The organism is Actinokineospora sp. HUAS TT18 (assembly GCF_051364635.1).
In the GTDB taxonomy this organism is placed as follows: Bacteria; Actinomycetota; Actinomycetes; order Mycobacteriales; family Pseudonocardiaceae; genus Actinokineospora.
The window spans coordinates 2,081,372-2,107,287 of the sequence record NZ_CP195645.1 but is presented as its reverse complement, the minus strand read 5'-3'; the positions used below and the strand labels follow the sequence as shown (position 1 = coordinate 2,107,287).

Annotated in this window: 32 protein-coding genes and 1 pseudogene; 21 read left to right on the top strand and 12 right to left on the bottom strand. The window is 68.8% G+C overall.

Going from position 1 to position 25,916, the window contains the following annotated elements; genetic code table 11:
- Positions 1-8 precede the first annotated feature (8 nt).
- The 3 genes and pseudogenes from ACSHT8_RS09405 to ACSHT8_RS09395 all read left to right on the top strand — a co-directional run bounded on the left by ACSHT8_RS09405 (position 9) and on the right by ACSHT8_RS09395 (position 1,820).
- On the top strand, positions 9-1,277 hold the full coding sequence (locus ACSHT8_RS09405) for an EndoS/ChiA family endoglycosidase (RefSeq protein WP_436499713.1): 1,269 nt from the start codon (positions 9-11) through the stop codon (positions 1,275-1,277).
- Positions 1,278-1,371: 94 nt separating this feature from the next.
- Positions 1,372-1,623, top strand: a pseudogene (locus ACSHT8_RS09400) (gamma-glutamyl-gamma-aminobutyrate hydrolase family protein); the annotation flags it as partial.
- Positions 1,509-1,820 carry a gamma-glutamyl-gamma-aminobutyrate hydrolase family protein gene (locus ACSHT8_RS09395; RefSeq protein ID WP_436502025.1) on the top strand — a complete coding sequence of 104 codons (312 nt, stop codon included), beginning with the start codon at positions 1,509-1,511 and terminating at the stop codon, positions 1,818-1,820. The pseudogene ACSHT8_RS09400 and the gene ACSHT8_RS09395, both read left to right, overlap by 115 nt.
- A gap of 398 nt (positions 1,821-2,218) precedes the next feature.
- Here ACSHT8_RS09395 and ACSHT8_RS09390 read toward each other — a convergent pair whose 3' ends face one another.
- A complete protein-coding gene (locus ACSHT8_RS09390) occupies positions 2,219-2,560 on the bottom strand; it encodes a MerR family transcriptional regulator (protein ID WP_436499711.1) in 342 nt (113 codons plus the stop codon).
- A gap of 145 nt (positions 2,561-2,705) precedes the next feature.
- Between ACSHT8_RS09390 and ACSHT8_RS09385 the strand changes: the two genes are divergently transcribed.
- The 6 genes from ACSHT8_RS09385 to ACSHT8_RS09360 all read left to right on the top strand — a co-directional run bounded on the left by ACSHT8_RS09385 (position 2,706) and on the right by ACSHT8_RS09360 (position 5,844).
- Positions 2,706-3,008, top strand: a complete 303-nt coding sequence (locus ACSHT8_RS09385; RefSeq protein WP_436499709.1) for a hypothetical protein — start codon at positions 2,706-2,708, stop codon at positions 3,006-3,008.
- A gap of 445 nt (positions 3,009-3,453) precedes the next feature.
- The gene (locus ACSHT8_RS09380) at positions 3,454-3,885 is read left to right on the top strand and encodes an Hsp20/alpha crystallin family protein (RefSeq protein ID WP_436499707.1); all 432 of its coding nucleotides are present in this window, start codon (positions 3,454-3,456) and stop codon (positions 3,883-3,885) included.
- Between the two features lie 104 nt (positions 3,886-3,989).
- On the top strand, positions 3,990-4,547 hold the full coding sequence (locus ACSHT8_RS09375; RefSeq protein ID WP_436499705.1) for a hypothetical protein: 558 nt from the start codon (positions 3,990-3,992) through the stop codon (positions 4,545-4,547).
- Positions 4,544-4,933 (top strand): hypothetical protein, encoded by a 390-nt coding sequence (locus tag ACSHT8_RS09370; protein WP_436499703.1) that lies wholly within the window; start codon positions 4,544-4,546, stop codon positions 4,931-4,933. The genes ACSHT8_RS09375 and ACSHT8_RS09370 overlap by 4 nt, the downstream gene beginning before the upstream one ends.
- Positions 4,930-5,244, top strand: a complete 315-nt coding sequence (locus ACSHT8_RS09365; protein WP_436499701.1) for a DnaJ domain-containing protein — start codon at positions 4,930-4,932, stop codon at positions 5,242-5,244. Before ACSHT8_RS09370 ends, ACSHT8_RS09365 begins: the two co-directional genes overlap by 4 nt.
- A 273-nt stretch (positions 5,245-5,517) precedes the next feature.
- On the top strand, positions 5,518-5,844 hold the full coding sequence (locus tag ACSHT8_RS09360) for a hypothetical protein (protein WP_436499699.1): 327 nt from the start codon (positions 5,518-5,520) through the stop codon (positions 5,842-5,844).
- A gap of 608 nt (positions 5,845-6,452) precedes the next feature.
- Here ACSHT8_RS09360 and ACSHT8_RS09355 read toward each other — a convergent pair.
- Positions 6,453-7,877 (bottom strand): MFS transporter, encoded by a 1,425-nt coding sequence (locus ACSHT8_RS09355; RefSeq protein WP_436499697.1) that lies wholly within the window; start codon positions 7,875-7,877, stop codon positions 6,453-6,455.
- Positions 7,878-8,090: 213 nt separating this feature from the next.
- Between ACSHT8_RS09355 and ACSHT8_RS09350 the strand changes: the two genes are divergently transcribed.
- The 3 genes from ACSHT8_RS09350 (at position 8,091) to ACSHT8_RS09340 (ending at position 10,072) form a co-directional block, all read left to right on the top strand.
- A complete protein-coding gene (locus tag ACSHT8_RS09350) occupies positions 8,091-8,897 on the top strand; it encodes an alpha/beta fold hydrolase (RefSeq protein ID WP_436499695.1) in 807 nt (268 codons plus the stop codon).
- A gap of 88 nt (positions 8,898-8,985) precedes the next feature.
- A complete protein-coding gene (locus tag ACSHT8_RS09345; protein WP_436499693.1) occupies positions 8,986-9,591 on the top strand; it encodes a TetR/AcrR family transcriptional regulator in 606 nt (201 codons plus the stop codon).
- 22 nt (positions 9,592-9,613) lie between these two features.
- Positions 9,614-10,072, top strand: coding sequence for a hypothetical protein (locus ACSHT8_RS09340; protein ID WP_436499692.1), 459 nt, complete (start codon positions 9,614-9,616; stop codon positions 10,070-10,072).
- A gap of 25 nt (positions 10,073-10,097) precedes the next feature.
- Here the strand turns inward: ACSHT8_RS09340 and ACSHT8_RS09335 are convergent, their stop codons facing one another.
- The gene (locus ACSHT8_RS09335) at positions 10,098-10,691 is read right to left on the bottom strand and encodes a TetR/AcrR family transcriptional regulator (RefSeq protein WP_436499690.1); all 594 of its coding nucleotides are present in this window, start codon (positions 10,689-10,691) and stop codon (positions 10,098-10,100) included.
- Between the two features lie 72 nt (positions 10,692-10,763).
- Between ACSHT8_RS09335 and ACSHT8_RS09330 the strand changes: the two genes are divergently transcribed.
- On the top strand, positions 10,764-10,946 hold the full coding sequence (locus ACSHT8_RS09330; RefSeq protein WP_436499688.1) for a hypothetical protein: 183 nt from the start codon (positions 10,764-10,766) through the stop codon (positions 10,944-10,946).
- Between the two features lie 14 nt (positions 10,947-10,960).
- Positions 10,961-11,473: a DUF2269 domain-containing protein gene (locus ACSHT8_RS09325; RefSeq protein WP_436499686.1), complete on the top strand. Its 513-nt coding sequence runs from the start codon at positions 10,961-10,963 to the stop codon at positions 11,471-11,473.
- Here the strand turns inward: ACSHT8_RS09325 and ACSHT8_RS09320 are convergent.
- The 5 genes from ACSHT8_RS09320 to ACSHT8_RS09300 form a co-directional block, all read right to left on the bottom strand.
- Positions 11,463-12,056 carry a DUF305 domain-containing protein gene (locus tag ACSHT8_RS09320; protein ID WP_436499684.1) on the bottom strand — a complete coding sequence of 198 codons (594 nt, stop codon included), beginning with the start codon at positions 12,054-12,056 and terminating at the stop codon, positions 11,463-11,465. The genes ACSHT8_RS09325 and ACSHT8_RS09320 overlap by 11 nt on opposite strands.
- Positions 12,057-12,110: 54 nt before the next feature.
- Entirely contained in the window at positions 12,111-12,491 is a 381-nt protein-coding gene (locus ACSHT8_RS09315; protein ID WP_436499682.1) for a hypothetical protein, read from the bottom strand.
- Between the two features lie 10 nt (positions 12,492-12,501).
- Complete coding sequence (locus tag ACSHT8_RS09310; RefSeq protein WP_436499680.1) at positions 12,502-13,767, bottom strand: MDR family MFS transporter; 1,266 nt, start codon at positions 13,765-13,767, stop codon at positions 12,502-12,504.
- Positions 13,764-14,894 carry a PLP-dependent cysteine synthase family protein gene (locus ACSHT8_RS09305; protein ID WP_436499678.1) on the bottom strand — a complete coding sequence of 377 codons (1,131 nt, stop codon included), beginning with the start codon at positions 14,892-14,894 and terminating at the stop codon, positions 13,764-13,766. The genes ACSHT8_RS09310 and ACSHT8_RS09305 overlap by 4 nt, the downstream gene beginning before the upstream one ends.
- Positions 14,895-15,002: 108 nt before the next feature.
- The gene (locus tag ACSHT8_RS09300) at positions 15,003-15,329 is read right to left on the bottom strand and encodes a hypothetical protein (RefSeq protein WP_436499677.1); all 327 of its coding nucleotides are present in this window, start codon (positions 15,327-15,329) and stop codon (positions 15,003-15,005) included.
- A 216-nt stretch (positions 15,330-15,545) separates the two neighbouring features.
- Here ACSHT8_RS09300 and ACSHT8_RS09295 point away from each other — a divergent pair, with 216 nt between their 5' ends.
- The 3 genes from ACSHT8_RS09295 to ACSHT8_RS09285 all read left to right on the top strand — a co-directional run bounded on the left by ACSHT8_RS09295 (position 15,546) and on the right by ACSHT8_RS09285 (position 18,131).
- The gene (locus tag ACSHT8_RS09295; RefSeq protein ID WP_436499675.1) at positions 15,546-15,941 is read left to right on the top strand and encodes a hypothetical protein; all 396 of its coding nucleotides are present in this window, start codon (positions 15,546-15,548) and stop codon (positions 15,939-15,941) included.
- A gap of 78 nt (positions 15,942-16,019) precedes the next feature.
- Positions 16,020-17,045: an urease accessory protein UreH domain-containing protein gene (locus ACSHT8_RS09290; RefSeq protein ID WP_436499673.1), complete on the top strand. Its 1,026-nt coding sequence runs from the start codon at positions 16,020-16,022 to the stop codon at positions 17,043-17,045.
- A 45-nt stretch (positions 17,046-17,090) separates the two neighbouring features.
- Positions 17,091-18,131: an NlpC/P60 family protein gene (locus tag ACSHT8_RS09285; RefSeq protein WP_436499671.1), complete on the top strand. Its 1,041-nt coding sequence runs from the start codon at positions 17,091-17,093 to the stop codon at positions 18,129-18,131.
- 5 nt (positions 18,132-18,136) lie between these two features.
- On the opposite strand, the gene ACSHT8_RS09280 is transcribed toward ACSHT8_RS09285, so the two are convergent.
- Positions 18,137-18,625 (bottom strand): DUF4396 domain-containing protein, encoded by a 489-nt coding sequence (locus ACSHT8_RS09280; protein WP_436499669.1) that lies wholly within the window; start codon positions 18,623-18,625, stop codon positions 18,137-18,139.
- Positions 18,626-18,769: 144 nt separating this feature from the next.
- Between ACSHT8_RS09280 and ACSHT8_RS09275 the strand changes: the two genes are divergently transcribed.
- The 4 genes from ACSHT8_RS09275 to ACSHT8_RS09260 are packed head-to-tail and all read left to right on the top strand — an operon-like array spanning position 18,770 to position 22,494.
- Positions 18,770-19,051 carry a metal-sensitive transcriptional regulator gene (locus ACSHT8_RS09275; protein ID WP_436499667.1) on the top strand — a complete coding sequence of 94 codons (282 nt, stop codon included), beginning with the start codon at positions 18,770-18,772 and terminating at the stop codon, positions 19,049-19,051.
- 33 nt (positions 19,052-19,084) lie between these two features.
- Positions 19,085-19,291 (top strand): heavy-metal-associated domain-containing protein, encoded by a 207-nt coding sequence (locus ACSHT8_RS09270; RefSeq protein ID WP_436499665.1) that lies wholly within the window; start codon positions 19,085-19,087, stop codon positions 19,289-19,291.
- A 27-nt stretch (positions 19,292-19,318) separates the two neighbouring features.
- Entirely contained in the window at positions 19,319-20,254 is a 936-nt protein-coding gene (locus ACSHT8_RS09265) for a hypothetical protein (RefSeq protein WP_436499663.1), read from the top strand.
- Between the two features lie 14 nt (positions 20,255-20,268).
- Positions 20,269-22,494 carry a heavy metal translocating P-type ATPase gene (locus ACSHT8_RS09260; protein WP_436499661.1) on the top strand — a complete coding sequence of 742 codons (2,226 nt, stop codon included), beginning with the start codon at positions 20,269-20,271 and terminating at the stop codon, positions 22,492-22,494.
- A 76-nt stretch (positions 22,495-22,570) separates the two neighbouring features.
- On the opposite strand, the gene ACSHT8_RS09255 is transcribed toward ACSHT8_RS09260, so the two are convergent.
- The 3 genes from ACSHT8_RS09255 to ACSHT8_RS09245 form a co-directional block, all read right to left on the bottom strand.
- Positions 22,571-23,302 (bottom strand): DUF305 domain-containing protein, encoded by a 732-nt coding sequence (locus ACSHT8_RS09255; protein WP_436499659.1) that lies wholly within the window; start codon positions 23,300-23,302, stop codon positions 22,571-22,573.
- A gap of 206 nt (positions 23,303-23,508) precedes the next feature.
- The gene (locus tag ACSHT8_RS09250) at positions 23,509-24,135 is read right to left on the bottom strand and encodes a cadmium resistance transporter (protein WP_436499657.1); all 627 of its coding nucleotides are present in this window, start codon (positions 24,133-24,135) and stop codon (positions 23,509-23,511) included.
- Between the two features lie 408 nt (positions 24,136-24,543).
- Positions 24,544-25,782 (bottom strand): APC family permease, encoded by a 1,239-nt coding sequence (locus tag ACSHT8_RS09245; RefSeq protein WP_436499655.1) that lies wholly within the window; start codon positions 25,780-25,782, stop codon positions 24,544-24,546.
- Positions 25,783-25,916 lie beyond the last annotated feature (134 nt).

Here is a 25,916-nt window from a genome sequence, read left to right as displayed (position 1 = left end):
CAGTGGTGATGGCGAGATATCGAAGGTGGCTGGCCGCCGCGATCGGGATCATCGCGGTCGCGGCGACCGTCAGTCCGATTCAGGTGGCCCAGGCGAGTGCGAGCGCGGAGACCGCGGACCAGAAGATGTTCGTGTACTTCCGGACCTGGCGGGACTTCGCGAAAGACCCAGCGGTCAACAAGACCCGGATGTCCGATTTGCCCGCCGAGGTCGACGTGGCGATCGTGTTCCCATGGGACACTCCGCCCGACAACCCGTTCTGGACCGCGCTCAGGGACGACTATGTTCCCGCGCTGCATGCTCGGGGTACAAAACTGGTTTATACGTACGGCATCGACGGGTTGCTGGACCGCGCGTATCCCAATACCGCTCAGGGATATTCGGACTTGGCCGACAGGCTGCTGGGCGACTCGGTGGTCAAATACGGCCTGGACGGGATCGACGTCGACATCGAGCGCGACCTCGCAGGCGAGGATCTGCAGCGGGCGACGGGGGTCTTCAAGGCGCTGCGTGCCAAGCTGACCGGCAAGCTGCTGATCCTCGACACCAACCAGGACGGTTCCAACAGCCTGTTCCGCAACGTTCATGGCGACATCGACTACCTGCTCGAACAGTCCTACGGACGTAGTGTGAGCGGGCTACAGTCCACTTGGGACACTTATCGCCCGTACATCGCGGCCGACAAGTACCTCATCGGCTTCTCCTTCTACGAGGAGAACGGCGCCTACTGGGGTGACGTGATCCCGCCGTTCGAGACCAGTCGCGCCTACCAGTTCGCCCAGTGGCAACCGAGCGGCGCGATCAAGGGCGGCCTCTTCGAGTACGCGGTCGACCGCGACGGCATCGCGCAGGGTGACAACGCGCTGCGCCCGACCACCTACAGTTGGACCAAGGACCTCAAGCGCGCGATGGTCGGCACCACGCCACCTCCGACCGGGTGTGCCGCGACCAACGGCGCGGACGTCGCCATCCCCGACCGCGCCACCGCCGAGTCGACGGTCACGCTGTCGAACTGCCCCGGCTCAGCGTCGGCGACGGCGTCGGTGGAAGTGCACATCCAGCACACCTACATCGGGGACCTGGTGGTCTCGCTGGTGGCCCCTGACGGGTCGATCTATGTGCTGCAGAACCGGTCGGGCGGGTCGACGGACAACATCGACAAGACCTACGCCGTCAACCTGTCCGTCGAACTCGCCAACGGCACGTGGAAACTCCGAGTCCGCGACGCGGCAAGAACGGACGTGGGCAAGATCGACACCTGGACGCTGAGGCTCTGATCCGCGCTGGTGCGGCCACCCACCGCGGTCGCCGCACCAGCTTGCCCACGACAGGATCGGGGAACCTCGTCGCAGGATCGGCGCGCACAGGGCCGTGGCCCTATATGGCGTCCCTGACAAGCTCCCGCCGAAGCCGCAGGATCGACAGTGCGCGGGGCCCGACGTGGATCCCGCCTGTTACGGCGCCGATCGCGGTTCCCTGACCGGCGACCCGTCGCCGGAGCGGGACGAGTGGGACCTCGCGCTCATCGACGCCGCCATCGGAATGGGCTTGCCCCTGCTCGGGATCTGCCGGGGGATACAGCTGCTCAACGTCGCCCGCGGTGGCACCTTGCGCCAGCACTTGGACGGGCACCAGGGCGATCCCGGGGTCTTCGGGACGCACCTGGTGGACTGGTGGTGTCCGCGCTGGCCGCCGACGGGACGGTTGAAGCGGTGGAGTTGTCCGGCCGCCCCTGGGTGCTGGGCGTCCAGTGGCACCCGGAGATGGGTTCGGACCCGCGCGTGGTCCACGGCTTGATGGCCGCGGCAGGCATGCGGTGACGCCGACGCCTGCTTCCGGGATCCAGGGATCCGGAAAGCAGGCGCTCACGCAGGCTCGGGCACGAAGGTGCGGGACCGGGAGTGTGCGGTCCAGCCTGCCGCGGTGGATGTCCTAATGGAGCTGGCGGGGAGTGGCAGGCGGTCGCTCCAGGGTTGCCCGGTCCCTCCGCCGATCAGGTTTCATCCCGGGGGTGGATCAGCGGCTGGATCTCGCCAGTCGGGAGCGGCCAGCGGGTGTAATCCGGGAGTTCCTCGTTGGGCTCGTGCCGGGTGGCGCCGGGTCGGGGTGGTGCGTTGGTGTGCGGGTGATCGACTTCATGAATCCTCCGATGGGGGCAGCGGTTCGCCCGGTTTGCCGGTGATCCGGAGCGCCTGTCTTCGAAGGGGCGGTTTGCCTGTTACGACCCGTCCGGCCGGTGGTTAGGGGCTGGGGGTTGGTCGAGTTGGGCGCGTAGGTCGTTGATGGTGGTTTCGGCGTCGGTGAGTTGGTCTTGCAGGCCGATGATGCGGGCGGCGGAGGCGAGGGCGTGGCCTTCGTCGAGTAGTTCGCGCAGGCGGACCGCGAGGGTGAGCTGGCGGCGGGAGTAGCGGCGGTGTCCGCCGTCGGAGCGTTGTGGCCGAACCAGGTCGGCGGTGTCGAGGCTGCGGAGGAAGGCTTCCTGCACGCCGAGCAGGTTCGCGGCCTGGCCGGTGGTGTAGGCCGGGTAGTCCTGGTCGTCGAGCTTGTCGAGATCAGCCACGAACACCTCCTGATGTGATCACCCCACCCGCTCCAGGTTATCTACTTCAGGGGCTTGACACAATCTCCAGTGCGCGCTACAAAATTTGGTAGACGCGGTACATGACCTGGTGTCGAGCACGGTGACGTTGTCCAGGGAGTGATCGATGATGCCGGACATCACCCGCCACGCGGCGGTGACCAGCGGATTCGCCGAGCTGGTCTGCGCCGATGCGGCATGGCTGCGCGCGGAGTTCGACGCGATCGTGACCGCCAATTTCGGTGTGCGCCCTCCGTGTCCACCACGGCCACGGCCCGGGTCCGCGGGCCCGTCGACACCAGGCCCCGCACCCCGCGCCGATGTCGCAGGCAGCACGTTCGGCGGCGTGCGGCCGACCATGAGCGCTGGGCGCAGGCAGCGCTCACCTCCGCTCGCCGAGCGGCCCTGTTTCTCGTCAACACCACGGTGACAGCGAAAGGCAGGTGACAGCCCCACGCGGTTGCGCCCTGAAGGCGCCCGATCCCTCCGCCGCCTCATCGGGCGGCGTCCGCGACAAGACGGCCGTAGAGACCGTCTGGTCCCGGCCCCGCGTCTCGTGACGCATATCCGCGACCACCGCCCCGTCGAAACGGCAGCCGCGAGGGAACGGGCGCCCGGGTGACCCAGCCGCGATTCGCACAACCACAACAGCGCGCACTTCCACCGAACCGGTTCCGGCCCCGCCGCAAGGGTTGTGGCGGGGCCGGCCCTTCGAGGTCACGCCCGAATCGCCAGCAGTGAGGCAGAAAAATCTACAGTCGCGGGAACAAGAAGATTGAGCGGTTCGTTAGCAGGATGGACAGGATGACCGAGCCGCCTCCGGCCACAGGACGCCGGGTGGCGGTGAGCAGGAAGGAGAATGGAGGAGCATGGCCATGTTGATGCGAACCGACCCGTTCCGGGAGCTGGATCGGCTGACCCAGCAGATCTTCGGCGCCAATGGCACCACCACCCGGCCGGCGGTGATGCCGATGGACGCCTACCGCTCCGGCAACGACTACGTGGTGCAGTTCGACCTGCCCGGTGTCGCGCCCGACTCGATCGACCTGGACGTGGAGCGCAACGTGCTCACGGTCAAGGCCGAACGCGGCCCGGACTACGGCGACGACGCCGAGGTCCAGGTCTCCGAACGGCCGCGCGGGGTCTTCTCCCGGCAGCTGTTCCTCGGGGACACCCTCGACGCCGACAACATCAAGGCCAGCTATGACGCGGGGGTGTTGACCCTGCGAGTGCCGGTCGCCGAGCAGGCCAAGCCGCGCAAGATCGCCATCAGCGGCGGCGGTGACGCCAAGCAGATCAACCCCTGAGCCTGCTGGGTCGGCCGATTCCCGGCCACACCGACTAGCGAAACCTGCCGACCACCGGCGCGTCACGGCGCGCCGGTGGTCAAACACGGAAGGAGGTGAACACGGTGACCGACACGGTGCGCGAACGGCTGGACCAAGCCCGCGACCACCTGGCCGCCGCCGAACGCTCCCTGACCGAACGGCCGCCCGGACTGACCGACCTGCACGCGACTGTCGACGGCGCCATGCAGGTCACGACCGCGCTGGCCGACCTGGTCGCCACCCTGATGCGCCAGGCGCCCGACGCCCTCGCCCACATCAGCGGCCCGGTGCTCAATGAGTTGCTCGCCGACCTGCGCGCCACGCACGGCTGCCTGACCACAGGCCCACTACTCCTCGCCCCGGCCCGAGAGGACTTGCACCACCTCGTCAGCAACCTGCACGCAGAACCCATGGCCGATGACACGGTCCCCGCACACGACCGCGCCGACCAGCAGCGCCCGGCGCGCCCTGAGCCCGTCCCCGACGAGCAGGCCTTCCACGGCATCACCGACGTGCTGGAGGCCGACCTCGCCGACGTCATCGACCAGCGCCGCGACGCGCCGATACTCGACGACAGCCAGCCCTGGCCCGAAGCCGGATACGCCGCTGCGGCACATGGAAGGCGGGCGCAGTACCGATGAGCCACACCCGCCGCGGACCCGCCACGACCGCCACCACGCTGGCCACCACGGTCCGCGACATCCGACGCACGGTTCGCGCCGCCGATCCGGCTCAGGCGCCCAGCCTCGCCCAACTGCGCGAAACCGGCTGGCAGCTCACCCAACTCACCGCCGAACTCACCGATCTGATCGCCCTGCTGGCCGACCACACCGGCCACCACACCACACACCCCGACCAACTGCGCCAGGCCGACGGCGAACCGGCCACCGCACACCTCGCCCGCGCCTGCCGGGAACTGGGCACCCTGCGACACACCTTCGACGCCGCCCACACCGCGGCACGCGCCTACTACACCGAGATCAGCCAAGTCAGCCCCACCCACACGCCAACCCCACGATCGCCATGAGCACCGACCAGCCTGACCCCTACACCGTCCTCGGCTTGCCCCCCGGCGCGTGCCCGGCCGAGATCACCGCGGCCTACCGGCACGCCGTCCGCACCAGCCACCCCGACACACCCCACCCCGACCGCGAACGGCTCGCGGCCGTAATCGCCGCCTACCACCAACTCCGCGGCCGCGACCGGCAACAACCCACAAGACAGCAGCACCCAGACCACGGACACGACATCCCGGTCCGCATCCACCCCGACGCCACCGCACCGTCCACTCCAGACCTGAGGGCCGGACCTGTCCGCCGCCACCCCCGACGAAGCTGAACTCGACCAGGCACAGCGAGCTGAGTGGCGAACGCCACCACCCAACCGTGCGCAGAAGTCCAGTTTCCACTCATAGGAACAACTTCCCCGGTGTGGAGCCGGACCGCCATCAGGCTCGGCGAGCATCGGCTCAACCCCAGCCGGGCAGCACCGCGCCCCTTTGAAGCGCGTGCAATACCCACCTCCGATTGGCCCGTCGACCGTGACGTGTGGCGCTACAGTTCGACAGTGGACTCACGATGGCCGCGACCGAGCCGACGCACCGCTGAGCTGATGCGGGACATCGCCGAGTCTCTTCTCGGTTCGACGAGCGTGGCGGTCGACGAGGTGCCGGCCGCCGCCCACCGGGAGGCCGCGTACCGCGTATTGCTGGATGACCCGCAGCTCGCGGCGGCCGACTGCCACATGAGCAAGGCTTACTTCCGGCACTGGCTGTCGGCCACTCTGCAGAACCCTGGGGCGCGAGTCGGGCCATGCGTCGACCCGGAGGTACAGCAGTTCGCACGCGACCTTGTGCGACGGGGCCTGGACATGCAGCGCCATGCGACGTCAACCGACGCCAGGGAATGCGTGCCCCATTTCGGGACCGCACGGGGCTGACCAGGGCGAATGGCGCCAGTTGTGGTCCGTTATAGAAGCTCACCCGCTCGGGAAGATCGACTGTGAACCCACAACGAGATCAACAGGCAACGAGGGAGGGGCGGCCTCCGGAATTTCTCCATACCGGTCGGTAGAACGATCTTTCCATCCACAAGAGACGATCAACAACGCGGCTGACCATCAACATCAAACGCCCGCCGACCTGGGAAAACTCCAGGACGACGGGCGTTTCGATCGACCGTCGGGCTGACAGGATTTGAACCTGCGACCCCTTGACCCCCAGGCGCGTCCCGATCATGCGCTGACCTGCGAAAACGCGGTTTCCCAGCGGTGGATCGGCTCTGTTGGTGGCAGTTCAAGTTAGATCTCGGTAGTCCTTGTCCACTGCCGTCTCCAGTTTCGCTCCCGCATCCTGCTTACGGCAACTGTTCGGGCGACTCGCTCCAAGTATAGCCGCCATCATGACCGGTGATCGTCAGTTTCGTGCCACCAATTCGCCCATGGCCTGGTTCTCGGGGACGCGTTGGGTTCCCAATTCTTTGTCCCGTCCCAACCGTGCGGCGCTCGAACAGCGCATGCCGCCGCCAGCTCTGTCATGCTGCTGCATATCACGTGTTCGCTTCCACAGGACCGTTCGCCGGCGCGGTCTTACCGCGGTTTAGGCTCGCCGCCGCCGCGAGTGCGCCGATGACCGCGATGAGGCCGGCGCCGAGGAATGCCGCGGACAGCCCGTCGGTGAGGATGGCGACATCGGTGCCGCCGCCGAAGGACGCCGCTACGGCGGTCATCACGGCCAGCCCCAGAGCGGAGCCGATCTGGTAGCTGGTGTTGACGATTCCTGCCGCCAGGCCGCCTTCCTCGGGGCGGGCGCTGGAGATGGCGGTGGACAGCGACGGGATGAACGCCAACGCCATGCCGACGGCGGCCACGACCGAGGCCGGCAGGACGTCGGCCCAGAAGTTGCCGGTGGGCCGGACGGTGGCCAGCCAGCCGAGTCCGGTTGCGAGCACGGCCAGGCCGGTCACGATCATCGGCTTGGTGCCGAACCGCGCGGTCAGCCTCGGTGCGACGCCGACCATCATGACCATGATCACCACCGTCATCGGCAGCAACGCCGCGCCACTGGCGAACGCGCCGAGACCGAGGACCTGCTGCAGGTAGAGGTTGAGGAAGAACCACATCGGGATCCACGCCGCGCCGAGCAGTACCTGTGCGAGGTTGGCCGCGGCGAGGTTCGGCGTCCGGAAGATCGCCAGCCGCACAAGCGGCTCCCGGCGCCGTGCCTGGATGCCCAGGAACGCGCCGAGCAGCACGACCGCGGCGATCAGGCCGCCGACGGTGGCCGCCGAGCCCCAGCCGACCTCCGGCGCGCGGACCACGGAGAAGACCGCGATGGCAAGTCCGATCGTGACGGTGGCGGCGCCGAGCAGATCGATTGACCCACGTCGGGTCGCGGCTTTGGGCATCAGCGCGGGAATGGCCGCCAGCGCGACGAGCGCGATCGGGATGTTGATGTAGAACACCCATGGCCAGCTGACGTACTGGGTGATCACACCGCCGAGGAAGACCCCCGCGGTGCCGCCCGCCGGAGCCGCGGCTCCGTAGAGCGCGAGCGCCTTGCCTAGTTCCTTGGACTCGCTGCCGAACAGCGTGAACAGCAGAGTCAGCGCCGACGGAGCGATCAGCGCGGCGCCGGCGCCTTGCGCCGCTCGGCCCACGAGTTCGATCCAGACCGTGCCCGCCGCGCCCGCGACCACCGAGCCCGCGAGTAGGACCGCCCAACCCGCGGCGAAGATCCGGCGGGCGCCGAGCAAGTCGGAGAGCTTGCCGCCCAACAGAAGTAACCCACCGAAGGCGACGACGTACGCGTTGAACACCCAGGACAAACTCTCTTGGGAGAACCCGAGGTCCTCCTGGATACGGGGAAGTGCCACGCCGATGATCGACGTGTCCATGATCACCACGAACTGTGCGGCCGCGATGAGCGCCAGTGCCCACCACCGCCGATTCGTTCGAGCCTCCACTGAAGACATCACGACTCCATACCGGTAGGGGGTATATCTGCCGACGCGAAGTTAGCACCGCGGTTCGCATACGGCAAGGGGGTATCGAGCGATACACAACATACCCACGGGGGGTATGTTGGCCGCGTCGGCGAGAGGGTGTTTGGCGCGGCGATGTTCTCGCGTCGCGGGAGGGCGTTACCGTGGTTCAGTCGGATGATCGCTCGTTATCGAGGAGGCGACGTGGCACCTATCGCAGTGCGCGAGTTCACCTACCTGGGCACCGACGGGCACCCGCTCCATGCCCTACGGCTCGGGCAGGGGCCGCTCATCGTCATGCTGCACGGCGGCGGCCCCGATCACCGCAGCCTGCTCCCAATGGCACGCCGGTTCTTCAATCACACCACGGTTCTGCCGGACATTCGCGGCTATGGCCGGTCCATCTGTGTCGACCCGGCGGGACACACCTGGGGTCAATACGCCGCTGACGTCATCAGCCTGATGGATCACCTCGATGTGGGCCAAGCGGTTCTGGTCGGCACCGGGCTCGGCGGGACGATCACCCTGCGCGCCGCCCAGACGTATCCCGACCGGATTCGCGCCGCGGTGGTGATCGGAGCCGAGGATATCGAGGACGACGAGGCCAAGCGGGCCGAGACCGAATTGTTCGACGACTTCGCCCGCCGTGTCCGAGCGGAAGGATTGGCCGCGGCCTGGGAGCCGCTGTTGGAGGAACTGGTACCCCTCATCGGCAACCTGGTGCGGGAGGCGATGGGCCGTGCCGACCCTGCCAGTGTCGCCGCCGCTGCCGCTATCGGCCACGACCGTGCCTTCGTGGATGTGCGGGATCTCCAAGAGATCGACACGCCGACGCTGATCATCCCCGGCGCCGACCCGAGACACCCGACCGCGTTGGGTGAGCGACTCTCGAACGTCTTGCGTAAAGGCGCGCTGGGACCAAGTCTCTCGGTCGGACTGCGGACCGCTGACGACTTGGCCGATGCCGTCGTGCCCGCGATCCAGGCCTTCCTTGGTGATGTCCACCGCTGACCGATGGCTCCAGACGCTATTGTCATGAACCTGCGTTCACGATATGGTGTGAACATGTGTTCACGACACTGCTCGGGCGGATGGGTACATGTCGCCCGCTAAGCGAACCGAGGAGGAGAAGCGCAGGCTGCGTGAGTCTCTGCTTGAGCACGCGGCTCGGATGGTGGCGGCGCGAGGTCCCGCGGCGCTGACGATGCGGGCGCTGGCAAACGACGCCGGATGTGCGGTCGGATTGCCATACAAGGTCTTCGCGAGTCGGGAAGACCTTGTCTCCGCGCTGATCCTGGCCGAGTTGGACAGATTGCGGGCGTCCTTTGAGGAGTTTGTCGCCGATGCGGGTGCGGAGTCGGTGGCGGAAAATCTCGATCGGTTCGCGCGGTTGCTTCTCGACACGCCTGCCATCGCGTTGTCCGGTGAGATCGCCCACGATGAGGTCGCCCTGCGGGTTGTCGCCGAAGGCGCCGAGGGCCGCGGCTTCGTCGGGGCGATGGAGGCCGCGGTGGAGAGTTACCTCGCTGCCGAGAAGCGGTTGGGGCGGGTCAGGGTCGACGTCGACGAGGCCGCCTTCGCGTTCGTGATCACCGGTGCGGTGCACAACCTGCTCGTCTCGCCGAGCGGGTATCCGCGTCCGACCCGGGAACGTGTCGAGCAGGTGCTCGCGGCGGTCGCCGCGGCCATCGGCCCGGTGAGCTGACACCGAATCTCTGGAGGCAAAGATGACGACTATCTCGAGGTCGGCGGTCCGGCCCGCGCTGCTTTCGGTGGTCGCGCTGTACGTGGTGACGCTGGCGCACCACCTTTACGGTGGGCTCGCCTTCCCCGGTGTGGAGCGGCTGGTGATCGCCCTCGTCTTCACCGTCGTGATCGCGGTGACCGCGTGGACTTACCGCGCGGGTGTCGCTACGCGGTGGGCGAGGTGGGTATACCTGGGCCTGGTGGCGCTGTGGGTTGTCGTCGTGGGCGTCATCGAAGGCGGGTACAACCACGCGCTGTTTGTCGGTCTGAGGCTGTTCGGCGCGAGTTCTGAGGTCTTCGCCCGGATGTACCCGGACGGCATCGAGATCGCCGAGGCCAGTGACGATCTCTTCTTTCAAGGGACTGGGGTGCTGACGCTGATCGCGGTCATCCCCATCCTGACGTCAGCTGTCCGGTCCAGGTCGGTGCGAGCAGTTTGAGCGGTCGGTCGGCTTTCTGGTGAGGTCACGAAGACGGGCGCAGCCCGGCGGTAGTCACGGCCACCAGTCGTCGAACCGCGGATCGGGATGGCGCGTGGGTGGCCGCGTCAAGGGCGTGCAGGCAGAAGTCGGCGAGTTCGGTGGGCGGGATGTCGGCGCGGACGCTTCCCGCGTGGGTGGCGGCGTGGAGGAGGTCTCGGATCATGTCGCGCAGGTGGGCGCGGGCGTCGGCGGTCTCCGGGCCGGTGTGGACGAGGGCGGCGAGTTCGACGCCGTGATGCTGACCGTGGTGTCCCGCTCGCTCGTGCTGGATGTCGGCGTAGGCGTCTAAGACGGCCGTGAGGCGCTTGGCTGGGTCCTCGCCCGCGGTGTCGCGGACGTTCGCCAGGTGTTCGAGGTGACGGGCGACCTGCCGCTCGTGCCACGCGTGGACGATGGCTTCCACGTTGGGGAAGTACTTGTACAGGGTGGCTCGGCCGATGCCGGTCTCCTGGGCGATCCTCGACATCGTCACCGCGGCGAGGCCGTGGTGGGCCACGAGCATCGCCGCGGTGTCCAGGGTGGCGTCGCGCACGCTGCGGCGGTGGCCCTCGATCGTCTCGCTCCACAGTTTCGGCACCGGGTAAGCATACGTCTCGATTCGTAGACAAGCTGTCTTGACAGAGACATCGTGTCTCGCAAAACTGGGCGCATGGACGATATCGAGCGCGCGGATGACGGAGTCGAGCCCCGGATGCCGCGTTGGGTGAAGGTCACGGTGATCGCGGTGGGCATCGTGATCGCGGTATTGGTGATCTTGATGGCGACGGGGGTGTTCGGGTCGCACGGTCCGGGCCGCCACCTCGGCCTCACGGGCATCTCGGTGTCGGCATGACCATGTCTCCGCGGGTGCGCAAGCTGGCGCTCACGCTGCACGTGGTGTTCTCGGTCGGCTGGGTCGGCGCGGTGGGGGCCTATCTGGTCCTGGCGTTGACCGGCCTCACCAGTGGTGACGCGGCACTGGTCCGTGGAGTCTACCTGGCAATGGGGCTGCTGGCCTGGACCGTCGTAGTCCCGTTGAGTCTGGCGTCGCTGCTGTCGGGACTCGTGTCGTCGCTGGGTAGCCAGTGGGGATTGGTGAAGCACTATTGGGTGCTGTTCAAGCTGGTGATCAACCTCGTCGCGACCGGGTTCCTCCTGCTGTACACGCGGTCGATCGACTTCTTCGCCGGGGTCGCGGGCCGGTCGGAGTTCTCAACGGCGGATCTTGCGCTGCTTCGGGATCCAACCCACGTCCTGCACGCGAGCGTCGCGTTGCTGCTCCTGCTCGGCGCCACGGTGCTGGCGGTGTACAAGCCCCGCGGCCTCGTCGCAGCGGGGCGGGGCGTGCGTACGCCCCGCCCCGACGACGTCAGGCCGTGATCAGGTCCTGCATCACGTCGATCTCGCCGCGTTGGGTGTCGATGATGCGCTGGGCCAGTGCTTTGGCCTCATCGCTGCGTCCCTTGGCGAGTTCGGTCTCGGCCATCTCGACTGCGCCTTGGTGGTGGCGAATCATCATGCCCAGCCACACGCGGTCGAACTCGGCCCCGCTGAGCGATTCGAGCTTGGTCATCTCCTCCGACGACATCATCCCCGGCATTGAGCCGTGGTCGCCGCCGTGACTGGGGGACGGCGCCGTGGACGGCGCGCCCCATTCGCCCAGCCATGCCCGCATCTGCTTGATCTCCGGGTCTTGGGCGTTCTCGACCTGGTTGGCCAGATCCACCACCTGCTGGTTGGTCGACCGGGTCGCGACCAGCTTGGCCATGTCGATCGCCTGGGCGTGGTGGGGAATCATGTCCTGGGCGAAGGTGATGTCCTGGTCGTTGTGCTCGTTCTGGCTGCCCGCGGCGGACGACGCGGTTGTGGTCTCGTGCTGCATCCCTGGCATGGCGTCATCGCCGCAGGCGCTGGCCAAGGCAGCGACTGCGAACACGACGACGGCAAGGCGAGTTGTCTTCATTTCGGTACTCCAAGTCCGATGTGCGTTTGACGGCGTTCGAGATCCCGCCTGCTCCTATATGCGGAGCACGCACACCGAGGTGAGGAGTAATCGCCCGCCGGGCGGCCCGTGGCTGCGGGCCAGGCGCCTGCACGCCGCGGGCACTACGCGTACAGCCATGGCGTAGGCCACGAACAGGCCCACAAGAATCAGCGCGGTGCCTGCGAAGGTGAACAGCACCGCCATGCACCAGTGCGCCAGGTCGTGCACCGGCTGCCGTGGGTCCGATCCGGACTCCGGCCCGTCATGGTCCATGTGGGACGTCACCGAGTGGGAAGCAATGCCCGGTACCGGATCGGCGGACGTGGTCGCCATGTGGTGCATGCCGATGACGCCGATGGCGAGGGCGCACAGCAGCAGCCACCGAAGCAGCGTGCTGTGCGTCCTCGCCTCCATACCGTCGAGGTTAACCTCCAGCGGCGGCCCCGGGTACGGCTGGGGAGCGTTGCTCGGCCGCGGTCGAGCCCAGTCGGTGGAGGAACAGGGCGCAGCCTGCCCCGATCCCGACCATCACCAGCCACGGCACCGCGGGCACCCGTGCGTCGTCGGCGAGGTCCAGCGCGGCTCCGGTGAACAGGTTGCCGAGCAGGATCCCGACGCCGACGATTGTGTTGTAGAGCCCGTAATGGGTCGCGATGAGCCGGTCACCGGCCAAGGTCACGATCGTGTCCATCTCGAACGGGAACACCACGATCGTTCCGAGCGTCAGCAGCGCCGCGCACACCACCAGCGCGGTGCCCGCGAGGAACGGCGAGTCCGAGCCCGACGTCATGGCGGGCGGCAGGAAAGCCGCGCCCATCAGCGTCAGGCCGACCGTCAGACTCCGGGCGGGCCCCAGTCGCCGCTTGAACCACGCTGTCACCCTCAACTGTCCTATGAGGGCGATGATCCCGGACACCACGAACAGCGCGGTGACCAGTGCCGTGCCGGCGTCGCCCTCGCCTACGACCCGCCGAGCCTCCAATGGCAGCGCCAGATAGACCTGGAACGACAGGACATAGCTGCCCACCATGGCCAGGGAGAACAGCACGAACGCGCGGTTGGCGGCGATCGACCGCCACACGCGGGTGACCGGCACCGTGTTCGCCGCGGGCTCGGGGACGTGCCGGGGCAGCGACCTGATCTGCAGGACCGTCAGCACGGCGAACACCGCGGCGGCGACCACGCAGGTCAGCCGGAAGTCGAACGCGGTCAACGCCAGTCCCACGACCGGCCCGAGCAGGATTCCCGCCTGGTAGAAGACATTGAACAGCGCGAACGCCTCCACCCGCCGTTGCCCGGCGTCGTGGGCGACATAGGCCCGGACCGCCGGGTTGAACAGCGCCCCGGCGAATCCGGTCGCCGCCGACGCCAGGACGAGGGCGGGCACGGTGTCGACGAACCCGAGCAGTGCGAACCCGCCGGTCCGCAACGCGCACCCGGCCACGATGAGCGGTTTGTAGCCGAGGCGATCGGCCAAGGTGCCGCCGATCAGGAACATCCCCTGCTGGGCGAAGTTGCGGACGCCGAGCACGAGTCCCACGACCCAGCCCGCAAGCGCGAGGTCGCTCGACAGGTGCATGGCCAGGTAGGGCATCAGCATGTAGAAGCCCAGATTGATCGTGAACTGGTTGAGCACCAGCAGCCGCACCGGCCTGCCGAACGAGCGGAACTGGGTGACGATGCCCGTCATGGCGCACACCCGGCCACCACAGCCGGATCGGCCACCGTCGCGCACCGCGTCCATCGGGAGACGACCCTGTCGCCTGGTTCGGCGATGACGTCGGGCTCGGCGGGCGGCTCGACGTCGAGCAGACCGTGGGCGGCGCAGAACTCGTCGTTGTAGACGGTGTCGAAGTACCGGTGCGGGCCGTCGGGAAACACCGCCGCGATCCGGGTGTGCGGCTCGTTCTCCCTGGCGATCCACCCAGAGACGAGCGCGACGGCGCCGACGCTCCATCCTCCCGTCGCGTGGTGGGACGCGGCCAGCTTCCGGCACGCCCAGACCGCTTCGCCCGGCGCTACCCAGTGGACCTCGTCGAACGCGGCGTAGTCGACGTTGCGGGGCAGGATGCTCGATCCCAGCCCGCGCATCAGCCTCGGCCCCGCGGGCTGGCCGAAGATCGTCGACCCGACGGTGTCGACGCCGATGAGTCGCAGGTCGGGGAAGTAGCGGCGCAGGACGCGGGCGACCCCGGCCGAGTGGCCGCCGGTGCCCACCGAGCACACCAGCACGTCGACGCGGCCGAGTTGGGACACCAACTCCAGGGCCAGCGGTTCGTAGGCGGCCACGTTGTCGGGGTTGTTGTACTGGTCAGGGCAGTAGGCGTTGGGTGTGCGGTCGAGGATCTCGGCGACCAGGTCCCGTCGCGCCTGCTGCCAACCGCCGACCGGATGTGGTTCGGTCACCATCTCGACCGAGGTGCCGTAGGCGCACAGCATCCGATGCATCATCGGTTCCATCCCGGGATCGGCCACCAGCGTGACCGGGTGCCCGTGGACGATGCCCGCGAGCGCGAGGCCGAGCCCGAGCGTGCCGCTCGTCGACTCGACGATCATCGCGCCTGGCCGGAGGTCACCCCGCGCTTTGGCCTGGCCGACCATGTGCAGCGCGGGCCGGTCCTTCATCCCACCTGGATTGAAGCCTTCCAATTTCGCCCAGAAACCGCGCCCAAGGGGGCTCAGCGGCTGTTCGATTCTGAGCACGGGGGTATTGCCGACCGCGTTTGCCGGGTTGTGGCAGGTCGCGGCGCCTGCGATCACCTGCGCGGGAGAACCTGCCAAGGTGAAGACGCCGTGCGAGGACACGGTTTTGCTCATCGAATTCTCGATTCGGTTCATCCACGGCTGCGTGGACTTCCTGACGGTTGACGGCATGCCGAATCAGCCGTTGGCGCGAAAGCGCGACGGCTTGTTCGGATGGCCCTGTCAGGACCGTGAAACGGAGATCTCGATCAGCAGACGACGGCCGGGCGGGTGGTGTCTTCGCTGCGTGGCGTGGCCGCCTCCGCGGACTCCAGCCTGCCCTGCCGCGTCGTTGGATTCGGCGGGCACGTCGAGCACAGACAGGGGGAGGCGTTCGTCGAACGTGTTCGCCTGCGCCGTGCCCGCCGAGGTGGGGAGGTAGTCGGGGTGCGTCGAATGGCAGCTGGCGATGCCGCGATGTGTGTGCTCGGCGAAGTCGACCGACGCCACCTGGCTGACGTGCTGGTGCGGCGGGCAAATCACCCCGAGGAAAGCGAAGACGCCGATCACCGCGATGGACAGCAGTGATCGGAAAACAGTACGTCGACTACCCCGCGGAGTCGAGTGAATCCCCACGGTCGCCAACGTAGCAGCACTCGTCGAAAGCGCTTTGGACAGTGCGCCAGATCTCACCCATGGCGGTACGACGCGGTTTGCTGGGAACCGCCCGGAAACCCCGCCAGGGCTGGTTCCGGATGCTATTGCGCTCGCACGTACGCTGTCCGGGTGCCCGAGACGATGACCAGTCGGCCCAGGCGAGCGGCGCTCGTCCGGTTGCTGGTCGCGCTGTTCCTCGTCGCCGGGGCGATGTTCGGATTCCACTGCGCCTCCGACGGCAGCCAGGCCGCGGGCCACGCCGCGACGCACCTGGCCGAGTCGGTCACCGGCACCGTCGCGATCGTCGAAGGTGCTCTGGCGCCGACACACCATGATGAGGGCGCGCCGACCGGGCTTCTCGCGCTGTGTGTGTCGGTGACGGTCGCCATCCTCCTCGTCTGCGCGAGGTTGACCGGCGCGCTCGACGTCCAGGTGCGTGCCTTGCCCGCGCGCCGAACCGGCGCGCGATCCGCGATTGTCTTTCCCCGTGTTGATCTGAACCGGCTCTGCGTGCTGCGCACGTAGGAGAGGTCTGTCCGAATCCGCTCGCGGTGTTCGGACGTCCGACTCCGGTTCCGACGTTCACACGGAAGGCACGCTGCCGTGGATCTTCTCGCTGTCCTGCTCACCGGCCTGTTCGCCGGTGGTATCTCCTGCGCCGCCGTCCAAGGCGGCCTGCTCGCCGGGCTCGTCGCCCGCCAACGCGCCGAGGAGGAGGTGCCCGCCGGGCGTTCCGCGCTCGCGCGACTGGGTGACGACCTCGCCCCGGTCGGCGGGTTCCTCGCGGGCAAACTCGTGTCGCACACAATCCTCGGGGCGTTGCTTGGCGCGGTCGGCGGCGCGGTGCAGCTCTCGCTCGGCACCCGCACGGCGCTGCAGTTCGCCGCGGGTGCCCTGATCATCGTCTTCGGCCTCGCGCAGCTGGACGTGCCCGGCTTCCGGCGGATCGTGGTCATGCCGCCGCTGCCGTGGATGCGCATGGTGCGTAACCGATCGCGGTCGCGGGCCGCGTTCGCCCCCGCTGTGCTGGGCTTGGCCACTGTCGCGATCCCGTGCGGGGTGACGCTGTCGGTCGAGGCGCTGGCGCTGACCTCCGGGTCGGCGCTCTCCGGCGCCGCGGTCATGGCCGTGTTCGTCCTCGGGACCGGCCCGTTGTTCGCGCTGCTCGGGTACGCGGCCCGGAAGGCCGCCACCGCTTGGCGCGGCAAGCTGGCCGTCGCCACCGGGATCATCCTGCTCGCGACCGGGCTGTACACGGTCAACGGCGGGCTGGAGGTCTCCGGGTCGCCGCTGGCGGCGAGCAGGCTTCTGTCCGCGAGCGGCGGCGAGGCCGACCAGGGCGCCACGACAGTCGACCAAGACGGTGGCCAAGTCGTCGAGATCATCGCGACCACGGGGTCCTACCGGCCGCCCAACGTCGCCGCGCGCGCCGGTGTGCCGACGACACTGCTGGTGCGCTCGCAGAACGCGCAGGGCTGTGTCCGGGCGCTGGTCGTGCCGTCGCTGGGTATCGAGAAGACGCTGCCCGTGCGGGGTGAGACCCGCATCGACCTCGGCGTCCTCGACGCGGGCACCCTCGAATACTCCTGCGCCATGGGCATGTACACCGGCGTCATCACCGTCGCTTGACCTTCGTCGCGACCACAACCACTTCCACCAGTTAGGGCAATACCTGTGTACTTCCGACGATCCATCCGCTCGACAGCGGCCGCGGCCGCCGTGCTGGCCATGGTGACCATCACCGCGCCGCCCACCTCAGCGCAGCCGACCACTCCGGAAGATCCCAAGGCGCGCTACGAACGACTCGCCGAACTGGCGGGCCAAACCGACGAAGACCTGCTCAAAGCCACGGATGACCTCAAGATCAAACGGGCCGACTTGGAGAAGGCCACCGCCGATCTCGCCGCGGCCACCGAACAACAGAAGGTGGCCGAGGCCGACCAGGTCCGCCTCCGCGGCCAGGTCGACCAGCTGGCCGCCGCCACGTTCCGAGGTGCCCGGTTCTCCAAGATCTCCGCCCTGCTCACCGGCGACAGCCCAGAGGACTTCCTCGACCGTGCCGCCGCGTTGCAGATGCTCTCCACCGACAACAGCGAAGCCCTCGACCGCATGGTCACCGCTGTGCGCAGCACCGAGCAGGGCCGCGCCAACGCCGCGGACGCCCAGCGCCGGTCGCAGGAGGCCACCTCGTCGGCCGAGCGACTGATCGTGGAGATCAGGAACCGCCGCGCGGACCTGGACAAGCAGATCGTCGAGGTCAAACGGGCGCTCAACGCGCTCCCGGCGGCCGACAGGGCGGAGATGGCCAAGGTCAAGGACAACGGCGTCTACCTGGGGCCGCCGGGTGCGGCGGACACCGCGCTGCAGGCGGCGCTCGACCGGCGCGGCGCGGAGTACGAGTGGGCGGCGGTCGGCCCCAACGAGTTCGACTGCTCGGGCCTGATGATGTGGGCCTACGCGAAGGCGGGCATCTCCCTGCCGCACTCCAGCCGAGCCCAGTTCACCCTCGGCCGTCCGGTCGCGATGAACGAGCTGCTACCCGGAGACCTGGTCTTCTACGACGACGGCACGGGGAACCCGTCGCGCATCCACCACGTCGGCATGTTCGTCGGGGCCGGGAAGATGATCGACGCGCCGACCGAGGGCCAACTCGTCGACATCCGGTCGATCCGCGGCGACGGGCACTACATCGGTGCCCGCCGCATCGTCGGATAGCGGTGTCAGTGGTGGTAGGCGTGGACGACGGCGTGGCCGAGGCCGCGCCCGATCATCCAGCGGTTGATCGGCCAGGTGACCACGAACGCCACGGCCAGTGCGAACGCCAGCGCGCCCCAGAACAGCAAGCTGGCCACGCCCGCGTCCATGGCGCCGGGCACGGTGATCATGATGGCGTTGTCGACGACCTCCATCACCGCGATCGACACCGTGTCGGCGGCCAGCGCGACCTTCAGGGCCTGGCGGAAGCCCACCCCGGCGCGCAGCACGCCGCGCATCGTCAGCGCGTAGCCGAAGATGAACGCCAGGACCACCGCCAGCACGATCGTGGCGACGTTGCCCCAGCCCAGCGCGGTCCCGATCACCATGCCGAGCACCTCGCCGATCGCACAGCCGGTGAGGCAGTGCAGCGTCGCCGAAGCGGCCATACCCCAGCTGACTCCGCCGGATGCGGCGTCGTGGGTGTGTTCATGCGTGTGGTGGTGTTCGGTCATCTCAGCCTCCGAGCCGTCGCGATGCAAAATACCCCTAGGGGGTATAGCGAACCTAGCATCGCCGTGTGGGCGTCGCAACACATTTAACTCCTTGTCCTTGGTACCCCCTGGGGGTATGTTGGTGACGGATGAAGGAGGTATGGGATGCACGGTTACACGTCCGATAAGGACGACTACTTGAAGCGACTGCGGCGGATCGAAGGTCAGATCCGCGGCCTGCAGCGGATGATCGAGGGAGACGAGTACTGCATTGACGTGCTCACGCAGATCTCGGCAGCCAACAAGGCGCTGCAGGCTGTGTCGCTCGGGCTGATCGACGAGCACCTCAAGCACTGCGTCGCCGAGGCGATCGCCCAAGGCGGCGATATCGCCGACGAGAAGGTGCGGGAGGCCAGCGCGGCCATCGCCCGCCTCGTGCGCTCCTGATTCCCGGTCCCCACCACATAGAGGAGTAGTCGCATGTCCCAGATCACCTACACCGTCACCGGCATGACGTGCGGGCACTGTGTCCAGTCCGTCCGCGACGAGGTCGGCCGCATCGACGGCGTCACCGCCGTCAAGATCGACCTTCCCACCGGCGCGGTCACTGTGGACAGTGCTCGGGCGCTGTCCGATGACGAGGTTCGCGCCGCGGTCGAGGAAGCCGGATACACGCTGACCGCCTAGAACCGATGGTGAGGTAAGGACAAAGACATGAATACAGCAGCGAAGCTCACCGCCTACGGTGTCGCGCTCGCCCTGGCCGCCGGTGGCGCCTGGGCGATCGGCACGGCTGTCGGCCCCCTGTCTGTCGAGTCTGCCGCGCAGGCCGACGGACATGGCGGGGCCCACGGCGGCACCGTCGCGGAGAGCACGCCGAACGACCTGCCCAAGGGGCTGGCGTCGTCCAGGGGCGGATTCACTTTCACGCCCACCCACGCGACGCTGTCCACGGGCTCCGCACAGCCGTTTTCGTTCCGGATCACCAAGCCCGGGGGAGAGGCGCTGACCGCGTTCGACATCGAGCACGAGAAGCCGTTGCACCTGATTGTCGTGCGGCGTGACACCTCTGGGTTCCAGCACGTCCATCCGACGATGGCTGCCGACGGCACCTGGACGGTCGCGTTGAACCTGCCGCAGGCGGGCAGCTATCGCGCCTTCGCCGACTTCGCGCCGACCGGGTCGGAGCCGGTGACCCTCGGCGTCGACCTCACCGTTCCCGGCGACAGTGTCCCGGTGGAGTACCGGGAGTCCCGGGTGGCCACGGTGGACGGGTATGAGGTTCGGCTCGCGGGTGACCTCGTGTCCGGCTCGTCGTCCAAGGTGACGCTGTCGGTCTTCAAGGACGGCAAGCCGGTCGACGATTTGCAGCCGTATCTCGGTTCGTACGGCCATCTGGTCGCACTGCGCGGTGGCGACCTCGCCTACCTGCACGTGCACCCCGAGGGCGCGCCAGGCGACGGCAAGACCCGGCCCGGTCCCGATGTCGTGTTCTTCGCCGAGGTCCCGAGCGCCGGGGTCTACCGGCTGTTTCTCGACTTCCGACACAACGGTGTCGTGCGTACGGCCGAGTTCACGTTGTCCACCAATGGAACAACACCCACAGCCGCACCATCCACTTCGGCCTCGGCCGAGCACGGCCACAACTGAGAGCGGAGGGAATCATGACCGCGAACGTCGTGTCGTCCCGCCCGGCCGAGATCGAACTCGCCATCGGCGGCATGACCTGCGCGTCGTGCGCCAACCGGGTCGAACGCAAGCTCAACAAGCTCGACGGCGTGACCGCGACGGTCAACTACGCCACCGAGAAGGCCAAGGTGACCTACCCCGGCGGGGTCGATCCCGCCGAACTGGTCGCGCAGGTCGAGGCCGCGGGGTACACCGCGACCTTGCCCGAGATCGAGCCCGCGGCGGGACCCACGAGTGACCCGCTTCGGCAGCGGCTGATCGGGTCGATCGTCCTGTCGGTGCCGGTCATCGCCATGGCGATGGTTCCGGCGCTGCAGTTCACCTACTGGCAGTGGATCTCGCTGGCGCTGGCGGGCCCGGTCGTGGTCTGGGCGGCGTGGCCGTTCCACCAGGCGGCCTGGGTCAACCTGCGCCACGGCGCGGCCACCATGGACACGCTGATCTCGCTGGGCACGCTCGCCGCGTTCGGCTGGTCGCTCTACGCCCTGCTCTTCGGTACCGCGGGTGTGCCGGGGATGACGCACCCGTTCGAGCTGACCATCCAGCGGATGGGCGGCGAGGCGAACATCTATCTGGAGGTCGCCGCCGGGGTCACCACGTTCATCCTCGCCGGCCGCTATTTCGAGGCCAGGGCGAAGCGCCGGGCCGGGTCGGCGCTGCGCGCGCTGCTGGAACTCGGCGCCAAGGACGTCGTGGTCCTGCGCGACGGCGCCGAGGTCCGGATCCCGGTCGACCAGCTCGCGGTCGGCGACCGGTTCGTCGTCCGGCCGGGGGAGAAGGTCGCCACCGACGGGGTGATCGAGGACGGCAAGTCCGCGGTGGACGCCTCGATGCTCACCGGCGAGTCGGTGCCCGTCGAGGTCGGCCCCGGCGACCCGGTGGTCGGCGCGACCGTCAACGCGGGTGGGCGGCTCGTGGTCCGGGCCACCCGGGTCGGCGCCGACACCCAGCTCGCCCAGATGGCCAAGCTCGTCGAGGCCGCGCAGGCAGGGAAAGCCCAGGTCCAGCGCTTGGCCGACCGGGTCTCCGGCATCTTCGTCCCCATCGTCATCGGGCTCGCGGCGATGGCCCTGGCGTTCTGGCTCGGCGCGGGCGCGGGGCCGTCGGCGGCGTTCACCGCCGCCGTGGCTGTGCTGATCATCGCCTGCCCGTGCGCGCTCGGGTTGGCCACGCCGACCGCGCTGCTCGTCGGCACCGGCCGCGGCGCCCAGCTCGGCCTGCTCATCAAGGGGCCGGAAGTCCTGGAGTCCACCCGCCGCGTCGACACCGTCGTGCTGGACAAGACCGGCACGGTGACCACCGGGAAGATGGCACTGGTCGACGTCATCACCGCCGACGGTGTCGACGAGACGACGGCGCTGCGGCTGGCGGGCGCGGTCGAGCACGCCTCGGAACACCCGATCGCCCAAGCGATCGCAGCGGGCGCCCGAAAGCGGGTCGAGCTACCCGCGGTCGAGGACTTCACCGCGACCGAGGGCCTGGGTGTGCAGGGCGTTGTGGACGGCCACGCGGTCGTGGTCGGCCGCGCGGAACTGCTGCGGCAGTGGAGCCTCGACCTGCCCGACGACCTGGCCGCCGCCAAGGTGGCTGCCGAGGCGCGCGGCGAGACGGCCGTGGCGGTCGCGTGGGACGGGGTCCCGCGCGCGGTGATCACCGTGGCGGACACCGTCAAACCCACGTCGGCGCAGGCGGTGCGGATGCTGCGCGACCTCGGACTCACCCCGATCCTGCTGACCGGCGACAACCGGGCCGTCGCCGAGGCCGTCGCCAAGGAGGTCGGCATCGACCAGGTGATCGCCGAGGTCCTGCCCCAGGACAAGGCCGACGTCGTCGCCCGGCTGCGCGGCGAGGGCAAGGTGGTGGCGATGGTCGGCGACGGCGTCAACGACGCCGCCGCGCTGGCCACCGCCGACCTCGGCCTGGCCATGGGCACCGGCACCGACGCCGCGATCGAGGCCAGCGACCTCACCCTGGTCCGCGGCGACCTGCGCGCCGCCGCCGACGCGATCCGCCTGTCACGGCGCACCCTGGCCACGATCAAGGTGAACCTGTTCTGGGCCTTCGCCTACAACGTCGCGGCGCTGCCCTTGGCCGCGGCGGGCCTGCTCAACCCGATGCTCGCGGGCGCGGCGATGGCGTTCAGCTCGGTCTTCGTGGTCACCAACAGCCTGCGCCTGCGCAGGTTCGCGAGCGCGACATGACCAGGCGGGCGATGGAGGAGTGCAGACAGGATTGAATGCGGGGCGGGATCGCCGGGTGGCGGTCCCGCCCCGCCTCCTAGGGAAGAGGCCGCGCGCCGCGGTCGGCGAGCATCGACTCGATCGTCGTCATCTCCGCTGTCTGCGAGATCACGATCTTGTCGGCGAAAGTGCGCACCACGTCCTGGGCGGCGTTGGTCGCCGCGTACCGCGACATCGCGGACCCACCCCCGTGGTGGCGCAGGATCAACTGCAGGAAGTACACGTCCAGTTCGCGGCCGGACATCGTCCACATCCGGGTGATCTCGTCGCGGGTGGCCATCCCCGGCATCAGCGCTACGCCGCCCGCAGGAACCGTGGCCGATGCGGCGCCGGCGTGGCCGTGCCCGGCATCGGCCGCCATCCACGCCATGTAGCGACCGCCCTCGGGCAACTGCGGTTGACCCCACTGGTCGAGCCAGCCCGACATGGCACCGACCTGGCCCTGCTGAGTGAGCTCCATGTCGAACGCCAACTGCCGGATCGCCGGGTCGACGCTGTGGTCCCGCGCCCACCCGGCCAGAGACACCGCCTGCATGTGATGCACCGACATGTCCTGGGCGAACCCGACGTCCACGGACCCCGCTTCCGGCGGCGCGGCCGAGCCGACCCGGGCCAAGGTGATCAGCATCCCGATCGCGGCGCCGACCAACAACACCGCCACCGCCGCTGCCGACAACACCAGCGCCCGCCCACGTGGTGTGGTCGAGCGGGTCGCATTCGCGGACTGGTCGCCCGCGACTTCCAGCGATGTCTCCAGGTCAACCGTCATCGCCATGTCCCTTCCGCGCGGGCATACCGTCGCAAGGCCCGCCCGCGTGCTCCACCGACGAAGTCAAGACGACCGGGGGTGAAGTCCGCGTAGTCGCTCCAGCCGCGCTGACTTGGACGGTTCGAGCGGGACCACCACGGCCGATGCGCGCTCGCCGAGCCTGCCGGCGCGTCCCTCGCGCCGGTGACATCGTCGCGCACCGCTCCTCACGCTCCGCCCGCCGCCCACCCGAAAGCGCCACCCTCTATCAAGATGAGCGTGCCGATGCCGATGAGGACGACGGGCAGCAGGATGTGCCCCCACCGTGACAGTGCCTTGGCGATCACCGGGCGGGTGGCGAAGAACCGGCCTGCCATGCACCACACTGCGACCCCGACCAGGAACACCGCCACGAAGACCACCATGCCGCCGGTGCCTGCGACTGCGAAGACCGGCACATAGACGCCGATGTTGTCCCCGCCGTTGGCCAACGTCACCGCGGCTACCTGCATGATCCCCGGCCCGTCGGCGCGGCTCGGCTCCCCGGCGTCGCCATCACCCTCGCCGTTGTGGCGTTCCCTCCACGCCTTCCACCCGGCCCGCACACCCAGCAGCAGGGGCAGCAACCCCAGATACGGGATGGCCGACTCCGGAAGCAGCCCGACACCCAGCGCGCCCACAGTCGAGGCGGCAAGGATCGCCACGAATCCCAGGTACTGGCCCAGCACCACCCGCATCACGCCCGCCCGCCCGTTGCGGGCGGCCTGGCCGAAGAACAACGCCAGGATCAGGATGTCGTCGATGTTGGTCACCGCGAACATCCCGACGGCCTGACCGAGCAACCCCAGCCCCACCAGACCCTCCTCGGATGCCGGACACCGCAAACCTGCCCCACCCTATGAGCCCTGCACCCCCCACTCACGGCGCTGCATGGGCATTCTCACCAATGCGCGCACGGATGCCAGCCGAGAAGATCAGCGAGACCAAGACCGCGGGACCGGAGTCGCCGATGATCATGCCCGTGCACGAGATGAACGCTTGGCGCGCAACGCCGCAGAGCGAGTCACGCTCTCCGCTACGTTGCAGACCACAAGGATCCGCTGGAGTCGCTCACTGAAGCCCTGACGGGGATCCAAAACCCGTGCTGAACGGGCTTCATGCTCGGCTGCGCTATGCAGCGCCCTCGCCGACGACGCCACCTGACCAGGCTCCACCCGACCACCTGGCAGATGTCACAGTGCCGTCGCGGGAACAGGGACGAGTCAGCGGCCTGGGCGGCTTGCCCTGGCCTTGCGCAGACCGTAAACCGCTGCCCCCAAGGCGAGGACGGCGACTCCCGAGAGGACGGTGGCCACGGGCAGGGCGAAGGCGAGCGCCGCGCAGCCGAGCAGGCCGAGGATGGGTACGAAGCGGGGTGGTCTGCTCTCGTCCGCGGTGAGGGTCCAGGCGGAGGCGTTGGCGATCGCGTAGTAGGCCAGGACACCGAAGGAAGAGAAGCCGATCGCGCCTCGCACGTCGATGCTCGCCACGAGCACGGCGACCACGGCACCGACGGCCAGTTCGGCGCGGTGCGGGACACCGAAGCGCGGGTGGACGGCGGCAAGAACATGCGGCAGGTGCCGGTCACGCGCCATGGCCAGGGTGGTGCGGGAGACACCGAGGATCAGCGCGAGCAGCGAGCCGAGTGCGGCGAGGGCGGCACCTGCGCCGACGACCGGCACCAGCCAGCCCGCGCCCGCGGCCCGTGCGGCGTCCGACAGCGGGGCCGAGGCCTCCGCCAACGGTCCCGGGCCTAGCACCGTCAGCACGGCCGCCGCGACGAGGGCGTAGACGACCAGGGTGATGCCCAGAGCGATCGGGATGGCGCGGGGGATGGTGCGCGCCGGGTCGCGGACTTCCTCACCGAGGGTGGCGATGCGGGCATACCCGGCGAAGGCGAAGAACAGCAGGCCTGCCGCCTGGAGCACCCCGCCGAAGGGGGCGTCCGCGCCGATGTGCAGCCGTGCACTGTCCGCGCTGGCGGAGGTCAGGGCGGCCACCACGACGGCGGCGAGCACGGCCAGGACAACCGCGACGATGGCCCGGGTGAGCAGCGCGGACTTGCGCACTCCGCCGTAGTTGACCGCGGTCAGCGCCACCACCGCTGCCACCGCCACCGCGCGCGCTTGGTCTGGCCAGACGTAAGAGCCGACCGTGAGTGCCATCGCGGCGCAGGAGGCGGTCTTGCCGACCACGAACGCCCACCCCGCCAGGTGCCCCCAGAACTCGCCCAAGCGCTCGCGGCCGTAGACATATGTGCCGCCGGATTGGGGGTAGAGGGCAGCCAGCCGGGCCGAGGAGGTGGCGTTGCAGTACGCCACAATCGCGGCCAAGACCAGCGCTGGCAGCAGCCCCGAACCAGCGGCACCGGCCGCCGGACCGAGTGCGGCGAATATCCCAGCCCCGATCATGGAGCCCAAGCCGATCATCACGGCGTCCGGCACACCGATCAGACGCTTCATCGCGTACGACCCCGCCCCGGCACCAGCCATGTCCATCCCTCACTTCTCCTACGAATCGTCGGTCTCAACGGACGGTAGCGGAGTGCGGTGTCCGGCCGAGGCCGCGAGGACTCCAGACTCGCGGGCCAGACCAC